The 18,660-nt window shown below is 67.4% G+C and carries 17 protein-coding genes; 13 read left to right on the top strand and 4 right to left on the bottom strand.

Features of this window, described 5'->3' with window-relative positions:
* The 5 genes from prcA to M3N53_07395 are packed head-to-tail and all read left to right on the top strand — an operon-like array spanning window position 1 to window position 5,091.
* On the top strand, window positions 1-684 hold the full coding sequence (gene prcA / locus M3N53_07415) for a proteasome subunit alpha (protein ID MDP9068158.1): 684 nt from the start codon (window positions 1-3) through the stop codon (window positions 682-684).
* A 35-nt stretch (window positions 685-719) separates the two neighbouring features.
* Window positions 720-2,075, top strand: coding sequence for a Pup--protein ligase (gene pafA, locus M3N53_07410; protein ID MDP9068157.1), 1,356 nt, complete (start codon window positions 720-722; stop codon window positions 2,073-2,075).
* Window positions 2,075-3,157 (top strand): DUF3866 family protein, encoded by a 1,083-nt coding sequence (locus M3N53_07405; protein MDP9068156.1) that lies wholly within the window; start codon window positions 2,075-2,077, stop codon window positions 3,155-3,157. Before pafA ends, M3N53_07405 begins: the two co-directional genes overlap by 1 nt.
* Window positions 3,158-3,166: 9 nt before the next feature.
* Complete coding sequence (locus tag M3N53_07400; GenBank protein ID MDP9068155.1) at window positions 3,167-4,114, top strand: WYL domain-containing protein; 948 nt, start codon at window positions 3,167-3,169, stop codon at window positions 4,112-4,114.
* Entirely contained in the window at window positions 4,111-5,091 is a 981-nt protein-coding gene (locus tag M3N53_07395) for a WYL domain-containing protein (protein ID MDP9068154.1), read from the top strand. Before M3N53_07400 ends, M3N53_07395 begins: the two co-directional genes overlap by 4 nt.
* Here M3N53_07395 and M3N53_07390 read toward each other — a convergent pair.
* The gene (locus tag M3N53_07390; GenBank protein MDP9068153.1) at window positions 5,088-7,148 is read right to left on the bottom strand and encodes an ATP-binding protein; all 2,061 of its coding nucleotides are present in this window, start codon (window positions 7,146-7,148) and stop codon (window positions 5,088-5,090) included. The genes M3N53_07395 and M3N53_07390 overlap by 4 nt on opposite strands.
* Window positions 7,149-7,258: 110 nt before the next feature.
* Between M3N53_07390 and M3N53_07385 the strand changes: the two genes are divergently transcribed.
* From M3N53_07385 to M3N53_07350, 8 genes are all read left to right on the top strand, one after another.
* Window positions 7,259-7,588: a hypothetical protein gene (locus M3N53_07385; protein MDP9068152.1), complete on the top strand. Its 330-nt coding sequence runs from the start codon at window positions 7,259-7,261 to the stop codon at window positions 7,586-7,588.
* An 83-nt stretch (window positions 7,589-7,671) separates the two neighbouring features.
* The gene (tatB, locus tag M3N53_07380) at window positions 7,672-7,908 is read left to right on the top strand and encodes a Sec-independent protein translocase protein TatB (GenBank protein ID MDP9068151.1); all 237 of its coding nucleotides are present in this window, start codon (window positions 7,672-7,674) and stop codon (window positions 7,906-7,908) included.
* Window positions 7,908-8,726, top strand: coding sequence for a twin-arginine translocase subunit TatC (gene tatC, locus M3N53_07375; GenBank protein MDP9068150.1), 819 nt, complete (start codon window positions 7,908-7,910; stop codon window positions 8,724-8,726). Before tatB ends, tatC begins: the two co-directional genes overlap by 1 nt.
* A 7-nt stretch (window positions 8,727-8,733) precedes the next feature.
* Window positions 8,734-9,522: a hypothetical protein gene (locus tag M3N53_07370; protein MDP9068149.1), complete on the top strand. Its 789-nt coding sequence runs from the start codon at window positions 8,734-8,736 to the stop codon at window positions 9,520-9,522.
* Window positions 9,434-12,181 (top strand): DEAD/DEAH box helicase, encoded by a 2,748-nt coding sequence (locus M3N53_07365; GenBank protein MDP9068148.1) that lies wholly within the window; start codon window positions 9,434-9,436, stop codon window positions 12,179-12,181. Before M3N53_07370 ends, M3N53_07365 begins: the two co-directional genes overlap by 89 nt.
* Window positions 12,182-12,307: 126 nt before the next feature.
* Window positions 12,308-13,504 (top strand): acetyl-CoA C-acyltransferase, encoded by a 1,197-nt coding sequence (locus M3N53_07360; protein MDP9068147.1) that lies wholly within the window; start codon window positions 12,308-12,310, stop codon window positions 13,502-13,504.
* A complete protein-coding gene (locus M3N53_07355; protein MDP9068146.1) occupies window positions 13,501-14,898 on the top strand; it encodes an FAD-binding oxidoreductase in 1,398 nt (465 codons plus the stop codon). Before M3N53_07360 ends, M3N53_07355 begins: the two co-directional genes overlap by 4 nt.
* Window positions 14,899-14,902: 4 nt before the next feature.
* The gene (locus tag M3N53_07350) at window positions 14,903-15,823 is read left to right on the top strand and encodes a diacylglycerol kinase family lipid kinase (GenBank protein ID MDP9068145.1); all 921 of its coding nucleotides are present in this window, start codon (window positions 14,903-14,905) and stop codon (window positions 15,821-15,823) included.
* On the opposite strand, the gene M3N53_07345 is transcribed toward M3N53_07350, so the two are convergent.
* The 3 genes from M3N53_07345 to M3N53_07335 are packed head-to-tail and all read right to left on the bottom strand — an operon-like array spanning window position 15,813 to window position 18,645.
* A complete protein-coding gene (locus M3N53_07345; protein ID MDP9068144.1) occupies window positions 15,813-16,676 on the bottom strand; it encodes an alpha/beta hydrolase in 864 nt (287 codons plus the stop codon). The genes M3N53_07350 and M3N53_07345 overlap by 11 nt on opposite strands.
* Window positions 16,673-18,370, bottom strand: a complete 1,698-nt coding sequence (locus M3N53_07340; GenBank protein MDP9068143.1) for a glycerol-3-phosphate dehydrogenase/oxidase — start codon at window positions 18,368-18,370, stop codon at window positions 16,673-16,675. The genes M3N53_07345 and M3N53_07340 overlap by 4 nt, the downstream gene beginning before the upstream one ends.
* Complete coding sequence (locus M3N53_07335) at window positions 18,346-18,645, bottom strand: hypothetical protein (GenBank protein MDP9068142.1); 300 nt, start codon at window positions 18,643-18,645, stop codon at window positions 18,346-18,348. Before M3N53_07335 ends, M3N53_07340 begins: the two co-directional genes overlap by 25 nt.
* Between the last annotated feature and the right edge of the window lie 15 nt (window positions 18,646-18,660).

Below are 18,660 nucleotides of genomic sequence, written 5' to 3'. Positions count from 1 at the left end.
ATGGCCAGCCCCTACTACGTGTCTCCGGAACAACTGATGAAGGACAAGGCCGACTACGCGCGCAAGGGCATAGCGCGCGGCAGATCCGTCATCGCTCTGGAATACGCGGACGGCATCATCTTCATCGCGGAGAACCCGTCCGCGACGCTGCACAAGGTGAGCGAGATCTACGACCGGATCGCGTTCGCGGGCGTCGGCAAGTTCAACGAGTTCGAGCAGCTGCGGATCGGGGGCATCCGGCTCGTCGACGTCAAGGGGTACTCGTACTCCCGTGAGGACGTCACGGCGAAGGCGCTGGCGAACGCGTACTCGCAGAGCCTCGGCAACATCTTCACGACCGAGCTGAAGCCCTACGAGTGCGAGATCCTGGTGGCGGCGGTGGGAGACACGCCCGACCGCAACGAGCTCTTCCACATTCTCTTCGACGGGTCGGTGAGCGACCGCCAGGGCTGGGTGGCCATGGGTGGTCAGGCCGAGGCGCTGGGCACCTACCTCGGCGACAAGTACCCGAAGAAGTCGCCCGCCCTGAAGCAGGCGGTGAAGCTCGGCGACGAAGCTTTGCGCAACGTCGAGGGGCGCGAGATGCCCGCCGAGCATCTCGAGGTCGCGGTGCTGGACCGGAACAGGCCGCGCCGGAAGTTCCGCCGCTTGACGAACAAGGAGCTTCAAGACTTCCTCAGATAGGAGCCCAAACCCGGCTCGCGGGGGACAATGGTCCGATGGAGCGACGGATCTTCGGAACCGAGAACGAATACGGCGTCACCTGCACGTTCAGGGGCCAGCGGCGGCTGTCGCCCGACGAGGTGGCCCGCTACCTCTTCCGCCGCGTCGTCTCCTGGGGCCGCTCTTCGAACGTCTTTCTCGAGAACGGGGCGCGCCTCTACCTCGACGTCGGGTCTCATCCGGAATACGCGACGCCCGAGTGCGACTCGGTCTACGACCTGGTCGTTCACGACAAGGCGGGCGAAAGGATCCTCGAGGGCTTGCTGAAAGCCGCGGAGGCGCGGCTTCGGGAGGAAGGCATCTCCGGCGACATCTACCTCTTTAAGAACAACACGGATTCGGCCGGCAACTCCTACGGCAGCCACGAGAACTACTTGGTCTCGAGGTACGGCGAGTTCGGGCGCCTCGCCGAGGTCATGATCCCGTTCTTCGTCACGCGCCAGATCTACGCGGGCGCCGGAAAGGTCCTGCAGACGGCGCGAGGTGCCTTGTTCTGCATCTCACAACGGGCGGAGCACATATGGGAGGGCGTGTCCTCGGCAACAACGCGCTCGCGTCCGATCATCAACACGCGCGACGAGCCTCACGCGGACGCCGAGAAGTACCGGCGCCTCCACGTCATCGTCGGCGACTCGAACATGAACGAGTGGGCTTCGTATCTGAAGGTCGGAAGCACGGCGCTCTTGCTGAGGATGCTCGAGGAGGGCGTGCAGGTGCGCGACATGACCTTAGAGAACCCGATCCGCGCGATCCGAGAGATCTCCCACGACACGACCTGTCGGCGACGAGTGCGGCTCGCCAACGGACGCGAGGCGTCGGCTCTGGACATGCAGAAGGAGTACCTCGAGAAGGCGCTTCGATGGGTGGAGCAGAGAGACGATCACGTCTTGAAAGAGATAGCCGCGATGTGGGAGCACGCGCTGCATTGCCTGGAGCACGATCAGGGAGGTCTGGAGCGTCAGGTCGACTGGATCGCGAAGCGGAAGCTGATCGAGGACTACCGCCATAGGCACAAGAACATGTCGCTCGCCCATCCACGCGTGGCTTTGATGGACCTCGCGTACCACGATGTCAACCGGAAGCGCGGCCTCTACTACATCCTCGAGCGGCGCGGGCTGGCGGAGAGGATGTGCGACGAGGCGGACATCGAGCTCGCGACGCAAGAGCCCCCCGACACCACCCGTGCGAAGCTGCGCGGGGAGTTCATCCGCGCCGCGAAGCGCAAGCGCCGGGACTTCACCGTCGACTGGGTCCACCTCAAGCTCAACGATCAGGCGCAGCGGACGGTCCTCTGCAAGGACCCGTTCCGGTCCGTGGACGAGCGGGTCGCCAAGCTGATCGCGTCTCTCTGATGGCACTCTTCCACGAGGGCAAGGTGGTGGCCGTCGTGGAGGTGACGCCGGAGCGCGTTCGAGCGAAGGTGGCGCTTGGGGACCGAGAGATCGACGCCGTCGGTTACCCCTCCATGCTCCAGGGGGAACTTGCCGAGGGCGATGCAGTCGTTGTCAACGTGACCGGGCTCGAGCTGGGCCTCGGAACCGGCGGCATCGGGCTGATCCTGTGGAACCTCGACGGCGGAGGGGGAACCGTCGGGGAAGGCCACATCATGAAGATGAGGTACACGCCGTGGCAGATGAACGTGGTCGCGGCGGAGGCGCCGGAGAGCCCGCACCACGAGGCTCTACGGGACGCGGACGATCTCGGAGGGTTGCCGGTGGTCGCCTGCGGTCTGCACTCCCAGATCCCCGCGGTCGCCGCCGGCATACGAGCCGCCGCACCAGCGGCCCGCGTCGGCTACCTCATGACGGACGGCGGAGCCCTTCCCGCCGCGTTCAGCAACCTCGTGACCCAGATGAAGGAGGCCGGGCTCGTCGACAGCACCTGCACGACGGGGCATGCATTCGGCGGGGACCTCGAAGCGGTGAACGTCTTCAGCGGCCTGGTCGCACTGCAACGAGCCACCCGCTGTGATGCCGTGATCGCGGCGATGGGCCCGGGCGTGGTCGGCACCGGCAGCCGCCTCGGACACAGCGCGATCGAGCAGGGACAACTGCTGGACGCGGCCACGGCCCTTCACGGCAGGGCGATCGCCACCGTGCGGGTGTCGTTCCACGACGGCAGGCCCCGCCACTTCGGGATCAGCCATCACACGCTGACGGCATTGACGGTGGCGGCCCGTGAGCGCTGCACCGTGGTCGTTCCAAAACTGCCCGTAGCGCAGACCCGCCTCATGGAGGCACAGCTCGAGAAGTCGGAAGTCTGCGCCCGTCACGAGCTCGTGTTCGCGAGCGGACGTCCCGGTGTTCGCCTCCTGCGCGAGCGCGGCATCAACCCCGTGTCGATGGGCCGAACTATGGGTGAGGCGCCGGAGCTGTGGTACGCGGCCGCCGCTGCCGGCAGCGTCGCCGGGGAGGCTCTGGCGGACGGCGGTTAATCTCACGCGATGCGGCGCATCGAGCGGCTGATCAACCTCATCGCAGCGCTCCTCGACAGCCGCAGGCCGATGACCGCCGCCGAGATCCGGACGCGGATCGCCGGGTACCAGACCGAAAACGTCGAGGCCTTCCGTCGCTCGTTCGAGCGCGACAAGGCCGAGCTGCGCGAGATGGGCATCCCGATCGAGGTCGTGAAGGACGAAGAGGACGTGGATGCGTACACGATCCCGCCCGGGAAGTACTACATGCCCGACCTCGACCTGCAAGCCGACGAGCTCGCGGCGCTGCGGCTCGCGGCCGACGCCGTTCTCGGCGTGGGCGAGGAGGCTGCGGCCGGGTTCCGGAAGCTGTCGGTTGGCGCAGCAGAAGATGCCGTTGCCGCCCCGCACGTCGTGTGGGGTGCGGACGTGGCCGCCGAGCAGCCTCTTCTCGGCCCCCTGCTCTCCGCCCTTCTGGACAAGAGGCCCGTACGTTTCGACTACGAGAGCGGCGACGGCGCGCGCAGCAGCCGGCACCTGGAGCCGTACAGCCTCGTCCACCGCCGCGGGCACTGGTACCTGGTGGGTCGCGATGCGACCCGCGGTGCCGTCCGGTCATTCAAGGTCTCGAGGATCATCTCGTCGGTCACCTCCGCCGACGGCACGTACGAGGTTCCCGAGGACTTCGACGTCGACGCCCACACGGGCGTCGAGCCGTGGGAGCTCGGGGAGGACCATCACCAGCGCGCCACCGTCCGCTTCGACGAGGCTCTGCGGTGGTGGCCCCACCAGAACATGCCGCGGCTCGACGTCACGGGAGGCCCCGGCGGATCGGCGCAGGTGGAGATGCCCGTCGCTAACATCGAGGCGCTGGTGTCGTGGGCGATCGGGCTTGGCGCCTCCGTCGAGATCGTGGAGCCCGTAGAGGCTCGCGAGCGCATGATCGATCACCTGCGCCCCTTCCTGCCGAGGTCATGACGGAGAACGCCGGCAGGCTCGGTCGCAGGCTCAGCCGGATCCTGCTGCTGCTTCCGTACGCCATCCAACATCCGGGGACGACTGCCGGCGAGCTGTCGCGCAAGTTCCAGATCCCGAAGAACGAGTTGATCAATGACCTCAACCTCGTGTTCCTCTGTGGGCTCCCGGGCTACGGGCCCGGCGACCTCATCGACGTCGAGATCCAAGAGGACCGGATCTATATCCGGATGGCCGACTATTTCTCGGCCCCCCTCCGGCTGACGCCGGGGGAGGCGCTCGCCCTCTACGCGGGCGGCCAAGCCATCGCGGCTCTCCCCGCGATGGAGCAGGCGGACTCGCTGCGGCGAGCGCTCGTGAAGCTGGGCAAGGCGCTCGGGGCCGACGGAGACGGGGACGAGGGATCCGCGATCGAGGTGCGCTTCGAGACGACTCCGCAGCAGCACCTGCAGGTCCTGCAACAAGGTCTCTCCGAGCACAAGAGGGTGAAGATCGAGTACCTCTCCAGCTCTCGCAGCGAGCCGGCCACCAGAGAGATCGACCCGTGGGGACTTGTTGCGACCCTTGGACGCTGGTACGTCGTCGGCTTCGACCACCTGAGCGGCGAGGAGCGCATGTTCAGGGTCGACCGCATCAAGAGCTCGAGGCTGACGGATACGCCGGCGGCTCCTCCGGTCGACTTCGACGCGGAGCGCTACAAGGGCGCGTTCATCGGCCGCGACGATCAGACGGTGGTCACCGTCGAGATCTCACCCGAGGCCGCCCGCTGGTTCGAGGACTACTACCCCGTGCGGGCCGCGCGCGAGCTCCCCGACGGCTGGCGCGAGGTCGAGCTTCTGTCGAGCGGCGACAGGTGGGGCGCAACCCTGGCGCTTCGTCTCGGCGACCAGGTGAGAAACGTGCGGCCTGCCTCCGTGCTGGAAACGGCTCAGCGACTGGCGGAGCGCATAGCCCGCCGTCACGGCTGGGACGGCGGCTAAGAGGAGGCTTCGACAGCCGGCTTGGACCGGATCCGCACGACGCCGGCGGTAACGGCGCCGCGGGGGAGCGAGAACGAGAAGGTAGATCCCTTGCCCCATGTGGAGTCGACCCAGATGCGCCCGTTGTGCACCCGGACCAGCTGCGCACACAGGTACAGGCCGACACCGGTGCCGCCGTGCTCCCTCGTCGAGGACCCGTCGACCTGGCGGAAGCGCTCGAAGATGTGTGGGATGTCCGTCGAGACGAGGCCGATGCCCCTGTCGATCACGTCGATCCGCAGCTCATCGTCGTCCTCAGACGCGCGCACGACCACGGGCTGCGGCCCCGCCGAGTACTTCAGAGCGTTCTCGATCAGGTGCCGCAGGACCAGGCTGACCTTGGTCTCGTCACAAGGCCACGTCAGCCCACGAGGGATCTCCACCGCTACCTCGCGATCCTCGTAGTCACCGATGATCTCTTCCGCGACCGCCCGCGCGAGAGAAGCGATCTCTACCTGGTCGATGCGGAGCTGAGCTTCGCGCGACTCGATCTTCGATACGTAGAGCAGGTCTTCGATCAAACGTTCGAGTTGCGCGGCGCGAACGTCGATCGTGCGCAGAGCCTCCGTTGCGTCCTCGGGCTTCACGGTGTCGATGCGGCGGAGCAAGGTGCGGGCGAATCCCTTGATGATGGTGAGCGGCGTCCGCAGCTCGTGCCCGATCATCGCGACGAAGTCTCGCTGCGTCTGAACGATCTCGCGCTCGGACGTGACGTCGTCCATGATCAGCACGCGTCCCATCGGGGCCCGCGGGACGTGCACATCGGCTACTCGGACCTTGTAGGTGCGAGGTGGGTTGCCCGCGATGACCTCGGCCTGCAGCTCCCCCTCGGCCGTCAGCAGCCGCTCGATCTCGGGATGCCCCACGGTCCCGACTGCGGGGGCGCCCGCGGCGAACATGCTGGAGATGCCGAACAGCGTCTCGGACGCCGGGTTGACGGCCACCAGGTTCCCGCGGGCGTCGACCAACAGGATCGGGTTCGGCACCCCCTGGATGATCGACGTGAGCTCCGTCTCTTTGCGCTCGACCTCGTTGTGGAACTCGGCCGCGCCGATAGCGGCGCCGCCCTGCTGTGCGAAGGCGCGGAACAGGTGCCGGCGTTCTTCGATGATCTCCCGCTCTGCCTGGACCACCATGACGCCGGTGCTGCCCCTGGTGGTTCTGAGGCCCACGGCTACCACCGGCCCGCGATCAGGATCGTCGACCATCGCTACGTCTGTACGTTGGATGGCGTCCTGCACCTCCTCGAGGTCCAGCAAGGCGCGGATCTTGTCTTTCGCGAAGCCGCGGAAGACGCCGCGCGTGATCCCGCCGCTGTCGCTGTCGAACAGGCACGCGAACCCCTCGGTCGAACCCGCCAGGCGAGCTCCACCATCCAGCACGCTCTGAAGAAGCTCCTCGACGTCCAGACTCCCGAGGAGCCCGCGGCTGGATTCGACCAGAGCCATAAGGTCGGAGGACCGGTGCTCGGCCTGCTCGTGCAGCCGCGCGCGGTAGAGCAATCCCGCGGCTTGGTCCGCGAACATCTGGGCAACCCGCAGGTCTTCGTCTCCGAAGCGCGCGGGGGCATCGGTGACCGCGAGGCTGAGAACGCCGATGCCGCGCCCCTGGACGCGCAGCGGAACCACGATCGATGACGTGATCTGGCGGCTCTTCGGGACGAAGTTCACGAAGGCGTCGCGGTCGATGGCACCCAGGAGAAGTGGCTTGCCCGTAGCCAGGACGCGACCGGCGACCGACTCGCCCACCCGGATGGACTGACCGATCGGCACCTCGGACGGCAGCCCGTAGGACGCCACGAGGGTCAGGGTCTGACCGTCCTCCTGCAGCAACATGATCGAGCCCTGCTCGGCCTCGAGCAGCTCGATGGCCGCTTCGACCATGCCCTGAACCGCGTTCGGCAGCGCGGCGCCCGACGACGCGATCTCGGACACGCGCAGAGCGGCTTCCAGGGCCACCCGCGTCTTGTCTGGGCTCTCCGGAAGATCGTCTTTCCGGGCGCGGGTGAAGATGGGCATGTGTGCATTATCGGACGCCTAGAACACGTGATTGAGGAGCGCCCGTCGCGAGGCGAAACTACGTAGCGAAACCTTCTAAACCTTCTCCGAGTGGCGCCGATAGATGAACCATGACCACCATCAAAGCAACATGCCCCGGCTGTGGAGAGGTTGACCTGACCGCAGAGGACATCCTCCTGCGCATCGGAAGCCAGACCACGTCGAACAGCTACGGGTTCTCCTGCCCCGACTGCGGCGAGTTCGTAGAGAAGCCCGCGGACGACCGCATCGTGCGGCTGTTGCTGTCGGGCGGTGTCATGCCGATGTTGATGCACGTCCCCGCCGAGGCGCTCGAGCCCAAGCAGGGGCCGCCGATCGACTACGACGACCTGATCGCTTTCCACGAGGTGCTGAAGCGAGACGATTGGCTCGACGAGCTGATGGGACCGCAGCCTCAGTAGGGGTCTTCACACCAACGTTCCAAGAGGCGCCGGAGTCCGGCGCCTTTTTCTTTTACCGCCCGAGCAACTTCTAGACTGCGCCGATGCCGTCCCTTGGGCCCCTTGAGCTCCTCATGCTCGCGGTCATCGCGCTGATCGTGTTCGGCCCCCAACGGCTGCCGGAGATCGCCCGGACCGTCGGCAAGGCCTTGTCGGAGGTGCGTCGGATGGCGGCAGAGGCAAAGGCCGAGTTCGAAGACGGCTTGAGCCTCGACGACGTCGAGGACGAAGACGAAGACACCGCGCCCGCGCCACCCGCAGCCTCCGGCGAGGACAACTGATGGGAACTTCCGGGAACCTGCGCCGGCGCAGGTTGAGCTTCGTCGGCCGCAGACGTCGGAAGTCGCAGGTCGCGGCGATGACGATGATCGAGCACCTGCACGAGCTGCGCAGGCGGCTCATCTTCTCGCTGGCGGCCTTCGTGGCGATCTCGATCGGCGCCTTCTTCTTCTTCGAACCCATCCTTGATCTGTTGCTTGCGCCGCTGTGCGAGCTGGACCCCAGCTTGCTCGGCCCCCAGGGATGCAGGCTCAGCGGGTTCGGCCCGGCCGAACCCTTCATCGTGAGGCTGAAGGTGACGGCCATGGTGGGAGTCGTGTTCTCGGCGCCGGTCTGGATCTACCAGATCTGGGCCTTCGTGACGCCGGGGCTGACGCCGCAGGAGAAGAAGTACGCGTTGCCGTTCATCCTGTCGTCGATCGTGCTGTTCTCGGTGGGCGTGACCTTCGCCTACCTGACGCTCGAGCCGGGACTCCGCTTCCTGATCGGGCTCGGCGAGGGGCTGATCACCCCATTCTTCAGGGCCGACGCGTACCTGAACTTCGTGGGCCTGATGTTCATCGGCTTCGGGCTCACCTTCGAGTTGCCGCTGCTGTTGTTCTTCCTGGGACTGTCGGGAGCGGTCTCGGTGCAACAGTTGCAGCACCAGCGCCGCGCCGCCTTCGTTGCGATCGTTGCGCTCGCGGCCGTTGTGACGCCGAGTCAAGACCCCTACACGATGCTCCTCATGGCAGGGCCGCTATATGTTCTCTACGAGGGCACGATCATCCTGTTGAGGGTGGTGCAGAAGAGGAAGAGGCGCGCGGGCGCCGGTTTATAGTCCCGCCGTGGCGATCAAGGGCAAGAAGAAGTCTCAGAGCAGGGGCAGCCAGGCGCGGCGACGACCCGCCATGGCCCCTCGTCCCGCATCAAGCCGCTCGCAGAAGGTTCCCTGGTACAAGACCACCGCCGGGCAGACCATCGCGGCGATCACCGCCCTCATCGGCATCGTCGTCGTCCTGGCGCTGGTGAACAATGCCCGGACGGAGGCGCGGGAGAGGGAGCAGGCGCAGGTGTCGCTCGAGAACTACACCGAACAGGTTCGAGCGCTCCTTCAGAGGGTCAGCGGCCCAGCCTCGGACGTTGCCGCAGTCGCAACGGCCGCGGCCCCCGAAGATCTGAGCGAGAAGGCCCAGGAGTGGAGCGACAGCTTCGCCGCAGCCCAGACCGAGGTCGCTCAGTTCATAGCCCCCCCCGAAGTCAGCACGTCACGCGAGCTCTTCCTCCAGTCGTTGCAGCTCTACAAGTCGGGCGCCGACACATTGCGCGTCGCAGCTGGGCTGGAGGGCGGGGACCAGACGGAGCTGATCGCTTCGGCGACCACCCAGGTGACCTCCGCATCCGCCATCTGGGACTCCGCGGTCGCCGTTCTGGACGATGCCCGCGACGAGGCCGAGATCAGCCCCTCTGGGATCCGCTCTCCCACGGCGGCGCCACCCACCGGGGCGCAGCCTCCCGCCTCGACCACCGTTCCGGTCGAGCCCGACGATGGCGACGGCGGCGGCAAGGGTGGGGGCAAGGGCGGCAAGGGCGGCAAGGGCGGCAAGGGCGACAAGGGCGACGGCGCAGACGGCTAGGGCCCGCTCCGCCGACGCGGTCGCCGAGTTCGAGAGCTCCTACCGCTTCCCGTTCGACGAGTTCCAGAGGCGCGCGTGTGAGGCGATGGTGGGCGGGGCATCCGTCCTGGTTGCCGCTCCCACGGGCGCGGGCAAGACGGTGGTCGGCGAGTTCGCCGCCTGGCTCGCCATGAACACCGGGGGGAAGACCTTCTACACGACGCCGGTCAAGGCGCTCTCCAACCAGAAATACGGGGACTTCCTCGAGATCCACGGCGGCCCCAATGTCGGCCTCTTGACGGGTGACAACTCCTTGAACGGCGATGCGCCTGTCGTGGTGATGACCACCGAGGTGCTGCGCAACATGATCTACGAGGACTCGGCCGCGCTCGCGGGGCTCCGCTACGTCGTGCTCGACGAGGTGCACTACCTCCAGGACCCCTACCGCGGCGCGGTGTGGGAAGAGATCCTGATCCACCTCCCGGTGGACGTCCAGATCGTCTCTCTGTCGGCGACGGTCTCGAACGCGGAGGAGTTCGGCGAGTGGCTGCAGACGCTGCGGGGCCGCACCGAGGTGATCATCGAAGAGAAGCGGCCGGTGGACCTGGAGAACTGGTACTTCGCGGGTGATGAGCTGCTGCCGATGTTCGTCAAGAAACCGGACGGCACCGTGATGCCGAACCCGCGGGGCCGGGAGCTAGACCGCAGGCGGAGCTCCGGCGCCGGCCGGCCCGGTCGCGGTGGGAAACGACCTCCCCAGAAGCGGGCCCGAGTGCCGTGGCGCACCGAAGTGGTGGAGCGGCTGGATGCGGAGGGCATGCTGCCCGCGATCTACTTCATCTTCTCGCGCAAGGGCTGCAGCGAAGCCGTCAGGCAGTGCCTGCGCGAGGGGATCCGCCTCACAACCTCGGACGAGGCGCGGGCGATCCACGAGTACGCCGACATGCACGTCGCGGACCTGCCGCCGAACGAGCTCGACGTGCTCGGGTACGACGACTGGATCGAGGGCCTGCGCCGCGGGATCGCCGCCCATCACGCCGGCATGATCCCGCCTTTCAAGGAGGCGGTTGAAGATCTCTTCGCACGCGGGTTGGTCAAGGTCGTGTTCGCGACCGAGACGCTGGCCCTCGGGATCAACATGCCCGCGCGAAGCGTCGTGATCGAGAGCTTGATGAAGTTCACGGGCGAGAAGCACGAGCAGATGACCCCGGGCGAATACACCCAGCTATCGGGCCGCGCCGGCCGCAGGGGCAAGGACGCCCTCGGCCACAGCGTGGTCCTGCTGCAGAGGTTCATCCCCTTCGACGGGATCACCAGGCTCGCGTCCACCCGCACCTATCCGCTCCAGTCGTCGTTCCGGCCCTCGTACAACATGACCGTCAACCTCGTCCGCAACTACGACCGGTCGGAGGCGGAGCACCTCGTCAACTCGTCGTTCGCGCAGTTCCAGGCGGACCGCGACGTGGTGCGGTTGGAACGCAAACGTGAGAAGGACGCGGCGTACCTCGCCACCTATAGAGAGCGGATGGCGTGCGAGCTCGGCGACTTCGCGGAGTACCGGGACCTTCTGGAGCGCCTCGGTTCGGCCAACGGCGAACGGTCGCCGAGGGGCACGAAGGGCGCGCGTGTGTTGGACGCGGTCTCACGTCTCCGACCCGGCGACGTTATCGAGATCCCGGCCGGGAAACGGAAGGGCCGCTATGCCGTGATGGAGGTAACTCAGCGGCGTTCGGAAAGGGCCCCTCGCGTCTTGCTGCTCTCGGACGAAAGGTCGCTGGTCAGGTTCTCCCCGGCGGATTTCCGCGATCCGCCGCAACCCGTCGCTCGGCTCCCTCTTCCGCGCGGCTTCCAGACCCGCGACGCCAGAACCCGAAGAGACCTGAGCAGGGCGCTCGCTCGCCTGGAGATCACACCCCCGCCGGTGAGGGAGCGCGCAGCGGACGTCGTATCGACCTCTTCGGTTGCCACTCTGCGCGAGGAGCTCGAGCTACATCCCTGCCATGGCTGCCCCGAGAAGAAGCGTCACCTGCACTACGCGGAGCGGGCGGCGCGGCTGGAGCGCGAGCTGAAGAGCATCGACAGAAGGATGCAGAGACGTACCGGGACGCTCGCGAAGCGCTTCGACCAGGTCCTGGCGGTGCTGGAGCAGCTCGAGTACGTGAAGGAGTGGGTGCTGACCCGGAAGGGAGAGACGCTCACCCGCGTCTACAACGAATCCGACCTTCTAGTGGTCGAGTCGATCGAGCGCCGGCTGTTCGAGGACCTCCAGCCCCCCGAGCTGGCCGCCGTCTGTTCCACGCTCGTGTACGAGACCCGCGGTCCCGACACGGGCCTGATTCACGATATGCCGACGGTCGCATCCGGAGAGGTCTGGAGACAGCTGATGAAGCTGTGGCGCCAGGTGCGCCGGGAAGAGGAGTCGCGCGGCCTCGACCTCACCCGCGAACCTGACCCCGGCTTCGCACGGAAGGCGTACAGGTGGGCATCCGGCGCGCCGCTGGAGAAGGTCCTGGCCGAGGACGACGCTCCCGGAGACTTCGTCCGGTCGATCAAGCAGCTGGTGGACCTGTTGCGACAGCTCGAGGAGATCGCTACGACCCAGGACCTAGCGGACCGCACACGGTCGGCGATCGATTCGCTGAACCGGGGCGTCATCGCCTACTCGGCTGTGGAGGTCTAGAGACGAGGCTCGCTCGGGGCCAGGACCTAGCGGACCGCGCACGGTCGGCGATCGACTCGCTGAACCGGGGCGTCATCGCCTAGTCCGCTGTGGAGGTCTAGAAGACACCGGATAGATTGCTGGCCTATGAGAGACGTGTTCGTGATCGACGCGGTCCGGACGCCCATGGGCCGCTTCGGCGGCGCTCTCGCCTCCGTCCGGCCGGACGACCTCGCGGCGCGGGCGATCTCGGCTCTGGTCGAACGTACCGGCGTTCCTCCCGGTGCCGTGGACGACGTGGTCTGGGGCGCGGCGAACCAGGCGGGCGAGGACAATCGCAACGTCGCGAGGATGGCTCTTCTGCTTGCCGGTCTGCCGGTCGAGGTGCCTGGTGCAACGGTGAACAGACTGTGCGGCTCGGGCCTCGAGGCGGTGAACTCCGCCTACAGGGAGATCCGCTCCGAAGAGGCCGAGCTGACGATCGCCGGCGGAAGCGAATCGATGACGCGGGCGCCGTTCGTGATGGCGAAGGCCGAGAAGCCGTTCGACCGCAGCGCGCAGGTCTACGACACGACGATCGGCTGGCGCTTCGTCAACCCGAGGATGAAGGAGCTGTGGGGTTGCCACGCGATGGGGGAGACGGCGGAGATAAACGGCCGCGAGTACGGGATCACGCGCGAGGAGCAAGACGCCTTCGCCCTCGAGAGCCATCTCCGCGCGGTAGAGGCGCGTGACAGCGGCCGTTTCGACGACGAGATCGTCGCCGTCGAGGTGCCCCAACGGAAAGGTGATCCGGTCCTGGTCGGGCGGGACGAGCCACCGCGCGCGGACAGCAGCCTCGACCGCCTTGCACGGCTGAAGCCGGCGTTCGAGGACTCTGGGACGGTGACCGCCGGCAACTCCTCGACCCTGAACGACGGCGCCTCCGCGCTGCTGCTCGCGTCCGAGGCATCGGTGCGCGAGCACGGATGGCAGCCCATGGCGCGAATCGTTACCTCGGCGGTGGCCGGGGTCGAGCCCCAACGGATGGGTATCGGGCCGGTTCACGCGACCCGAAAGGCGTTGAAGCGGGCGGGGCTGTCGCTGGACGACATCGACCTGGTCGAGCTGAACGAAGCGTTCGCCGCGCAGTCGCTCGCCTGCGTCAAAGAGCTCGGGCTCGACCTCTCGAAGGTCAACGTCAACGGCGGCGCGATCGCGCTGGGGCACCCGCTGGGTTGCTCCGGCGCCCGCATCCTGACCACCCTCGTCCACGAGATGAGACGTCGCGAGGCGCGCTACGGCCTGGCGACGATGTGCATCGGGGTCGGGCAGGGGATCGCCACGATCGTGGAAGGCATGTGAAGGCAGTAGCCGAGCTCGCCGAACTGATTGGCCCGCACCGCGTCGGTTCACATCCCGCGGATCTGCACCGTCACGCGACCGACCGTTCGACGTCGGCGCTCCTCGCGCGGCGTGCTGGGACCGCGTACGAGCTGCCGCAGTGTGTCGTGCGGCCGCACACGACCGAGCAGGTAGCGCAGGTACTGGAGTGGGCGCACCGAACGCGCACGCCGGTCGTGCCGTACGGTGGGGGTTCGGGAGTCTCCCAGGGGATCGCGGCGGGTGGTGCCGTAGTGGTGGAGCTGCGCGCTCTGAACGAGATCCTGGATTTCGACGAGAAGAGCCGGCTCGTTCGAGCGCAGAGCGGGGTGCTGGGGCCGGACCTCGCGAAGGCGCTCCGTTCGTGGGGCCAGACCCTCGGGCACGAGCCGCAGTCGCTGGAGATCTCCACCCTCGGGGGGTGGGTCGCGACACGCGCTTCAGGCCAACTGTCCGCGCGCTACGGAAGCATCGAGAACATGATCTCGGGGCTCGAGGCCGTGCTTCCTGGGGGCCGAGTGGTTCGGTCGAAGACGGTGCCTCGCCGCGCCACGGGCCCGGATCTTGCTGCCCTGATGGTCGGGTCGGAAGGGACGCTCGGGATCGTGACGGAGGTCACCCTGAAGGTGTCTCCTCTACCCGCCGAGCGGGTGCATCGGTGCGTACGGTTCCAACACATGGCCGACGGCGTCGCCGCGTGCCGGAAGATCGCGCAGAGTGGCTTGGCGCCGACGCTGGTGCGGCTCTACGACCCCGAAGACTCCGCCATCCTGCTGCGCAACCTGCCGGAGGAGACACCGGGGACGCTACTGCTCCTCACGTTCCAAGACGCGGGCGCGGTGCAGCGGGCGGATCAGGCGGCGGAGCTGAGCAGCGGTATCCCCGGCGACGACTCGCTGGTGGAGCACTGGTGGGAGCATCGGAACGACGCGGTCGAACAGCTGATGATCCTGATGGCGGGCGAGGGCGTACTCGGACCGCACGCGCTCGTCGACACGATCGAGGTGTCGGGGACGTGGTCGGGTCTGCGCGACCTGTATCACTCGATGAAAGACGAGCTCAGCGGCCTCGCGGACCTGGCCGCGTGCCATCTCTCACACATCTATCCGGACGGCGCCTGCCTCTACTTCACGCTCGCGTCCGCATGCGAGGACGACGCTGCGGCCGCCGAGCTGCTCGAGCGGTGGTGGGAGGTTGGTATGGAGTCTTGCTTGAGAGCCGGCGGGTCGATCAGCCACCACCACGGCATCGGCCGGCGAAAGGTGAAGTGGCTGGAGCGTGAGCTCGACGGATGGTGGGACGTGCTGCGCGCGGTCAAGGAGGCGATCGACCCTCACGGCATCATGAATCCGGGCGCTCTCGGCCTGGGAGGTTGAAGGCATGAGCAGCCCCTTCGGCCCGATGCTCTTGATCTGCAACTCTCGCTCCGGCCGGGGCGGCGTCGCGAGGGCGCTTCCGGAGGTGCAAGAGCACCTCGAGAACCGGAACCTCGAATACGAGCTGCGCTACACGGAGGGACCGGGCCACGCGACGGAGCTCGCCCGCGCGGCCCTCGCCTCCGGCACCCGCTTCCTCGTAGCGGTCGGTGGCGACGGCACCGTTCACGAGGTCGTCAACGGGATGATCGACGACGACCGTGCGGTGGATCCCGACGCCGTGCTCGGCGTGGTGGCCGCCGGCACCGGATCGGACTTCATCAAGACCTTCGGGATGAGACCCCTTCCGGGCGCGGCGGTCGCGCATCTGGACGGCGGCAACTCGTTCCCGATCGACATCGGAAAGATCGTCTTCACCGAGGACGGCCGTCAGGTCACGCGCTACTTCCCCAACATCGCGGAGGCGGGGCTGGGTGCCGAGGTCGTTGCCCGCGCCGCCCGCCTGCCGCGCTGGCTCGGTCCGACCGTGTACCTGTTCGCGTTCTGGCTGACGATGAGCAAGCACAAGCCCGCGCAGGTGAAGGTCGACCTCGTCGACAGGACCTACGAGGGCTCGATGAACAACCTGGTCGTAGCCAACGGCCAGTTCTTCGGGGGCGGGATGAAGATCGCGCCGAAGGCCGCTCCTACGGACGGGCTACTCGACGTCCAGATCGAGCACGCCCGCAAGAAGGACGCGATCGCGATGATGCCGAAGGTATTCAAGGGCGCTCATCTTCCGCATCCGGACGTGGTGGAGGCGAAGCGCGTCAAGGTCAGCATCTCCGCCGATCGGCCGCTGCTCATCGAGGCCGATGGCGAGGTGCTGGGTCACACGCCCGCCACGTTCGAGGTTCTTCGGGACGTGATCTCTCTCAAGGTCTGAAGTGCGCGGCCATGTCGAGCGCCAGCCGCTCCGGATACTCGAGGGGGATGAAGTGACTTCCCTTCTGGTACACCACCTTCTCCGCGAGCGGTAGGCGCGTCAGCATCTCGTCCACCATCCCCTGCGTCGCGAACCGGTCGCGTCTGCCGGACACGACGAGGCAGGGGGCCTGGACCTCGGCGAAGACCGAGGGATCGGAGTCACCCGCCACCTCTTCGTAGATCGTGAGCAGCTGCCTCAGGTCGCAGGCGGCGAAGCTCTGCAGGACCGCCACCAATCCATCCACGTCGGCGGTCGGACCGATCACACCAGACTGACGGACGACGCCCGCGATCTCCGGGCGTGAGACGAAGGCCCGGAAGGCTCCTTGGAGAGAGCCCGCGAAGTGTTTCGCTAGACCGGCGCCGTACGGGAACAGCGGAGAGGTCTCGAGGTATCTGAAGAGGCCGCGGAAGCCGCGCCCGGCGCCGCCACAGACGATTGCGAGCGCCTTCACCCGTTCCGGATAAGTGCGGGCGAGCTCGACCGCGATCCTGGTGCCGGTGCTCCACGCGGCAAGCACGAAGCGTTGTGCCCCCGTCGCGTCCAGCACCGCTATCGCATCCTCGCAGTGAGCCGCTGCGTCTACCCGCTGCGACGCGGGCTTCCCCGATCCGTGGAGACCGCGGAGGTCCCAAGCTACGACCGGTCGCTCCGGCTCCACCTCGTCGATCACGTAACGCCACGCGGACAGGTCGGGGCCGATCGCGTTGACCAGCACCAGCGGCTCCAGGGTTCCGCCGTCGAAGTGGTAGCCCGCGAGCGAGGTGCCGTCGAAGCCCGTGACGGTAAGTCTGGATGCGACTCTGGTCATCCCGTGTGGAGCGTGGCTCGCGCGTCCGCCACTCGCAGTGCAACGGCGCGCAACGGCAGACCGCGCTCACTCTCGACGTCAGCGCGGTGCGCTTCCCGCTGGCGCACCGTCTCGTCGTCGCTCCAGGACCGCTCGGAGGCGAGGATGGCCGTAGCCGAGGAGGACGAGCCGATCCCCGCTTCTGGATCGGTCAGCGCGAGGCGCGTCCGCCGGCTCAAGAGGTCGCCGAGGTGTGTTGCCATCTCGGCGCGCGCGCAGTAGGCGGCCTCGGCCTGGATCGGCTGCATCCCGGGGACGAGGCTGTCCGTGAGGTCCTCCTTGCCTGCGACCTCCAGCACATCAAGCGCGCGGTCGCCGTAGCAGCGGACGAGGTTCGCTGCGACCGAACGATCCAGGCCGAGCACCCGGCAACGTCGCTCCACCGCGACCGAGAGGGCCGAGACGTTGCGGGAGCCGAGGCGGATCCAGTGCGTCTTCGAGCGCGTGGAGATGCCCAGGTCCTCGGCGACGCCGTCCATCGCATCTTTCGCCATGCGTCGGTAGGTGGTCATCTTGCCGCCGGTGATCCCGGTGATGCCGGGAGCGATCTCGTAGACCGAGTGACGGCGAGAGAGATCCGCGGTCGCATCCCTCTCGCCGGCGATAAGTGGCCGCAGTCCCGCGTACGCACCCGCTACGTCGCGCTCGTCGAGATCCAGACCCAGCGTCGTGTTGAGCGCATCGAGACAGTACCGACGGTCGGCCTCGTCGACGGTCGGATGGTCGAGGCTTCCGGTGTAGGCATCATCGGTGGTGCCTACGATCACGTGGTCCAGCCACGGGATCACGAACAACATCCGGCGGTTGTCCGCATCGGGGATGAAGGCGCCCGCGTCCAGGACCGGCACGGCATCTCGACGGAACACCAGGTGGACCCCCTTCGAGGGCCGCAGCCTCGGAGCCGCAGCGGGCCTAGCCAGCGCCTCGACATCGTCTGCCCACACTCCGGCGGCGACGATGATCCGGCGCGCTTTGATCTCGAGGTCGGAGCCGCTCACCGTGTCCTCGACGGCGGCCCGGCACATCCCCCCCGCGGCAGAGAGGTCGCGCACGACGCAGTGGTTCACGGAGGCGGCGCCGTAGCGGCGCGCCTGGATCAGGTTCTCCATCACGAGACGCACGTCGTCGGTTTTGCAGTCGTAGTAGACGAAGCCGCCCCTGACCTGGCCCCGCGGGAGCGCGGGGACCAGGGCTTCGGCCTCGAGCGCATCCAGGTGCTTGTGGAGCTTCAGGTTCCGGAAGCTCGCCAGAGCGTCGTACGCCCACAGGCCGACGCCGAACTTCGCACGGGTGGTCCGAGCGGCGAACGGCAGCACGAACGCGAGCGGCTCCACGAGGTGCGGCGCCAACCGTCGCAGGAGGTCGCGCTCGGTGCACGCCTCCCTCATCAGCCCGAACTCGCGCTGCTCGAGGTACCGGAGCCCACCGTGGATCAACTTAGAGGACTTGCTGGAGGTCCCAGACGCGAAGTCGTAACGCTCGACCAGGCCGACGGTAGCGCCCCTCGAGGCCGCGTCGAGCGCTATCCCGGCGCCGGTGATCCCTCCACCGACCACGAGCACGTCCAGGGGCTCCGACCGCTCCGCCAGGTGCGCCAGTGCCGCGTCGCGCGGGCCCAGACCCGGCCCGGTCACGACACCAGCCCGACGGCCCACCGCACCACCGTCACCGCGCCGATGATGACGAAGACGACAGCGAAGAGCACCAGCGGGCCGACCCACCAGTCCATCTGGCGCTCGATGGGAGCCGCATCCTCGGCGCCGGCTCGTTGCACCACGAGCTCCGGTCCTCCGAGCTGCTGGAAGTGGAGGTGTTCGCGCTTGCCCTCGATCAGATCGGCCAGCCCCTGGAGTAGGTCGATCAGCTCCTCGTCGTCGACCGTGACGGTCGTTTCCGGGACCGCCTCACCGCGCCTGTCCTCGATCTTCATGTTCCCTCTCCGGAT

It is taken from the genome of Actinomycetota bacterium, from assembly GCA_030776625.1.
GTDB lineage: Bacteria > Actinomycetota > CADDZG01 > CADDZG01 > WHSQ01 > MB1-2.
Note: the sequence above shows the minus strand (reverse complement) of the source record. Positions and strands in the feature narration are given on the sequence as shown.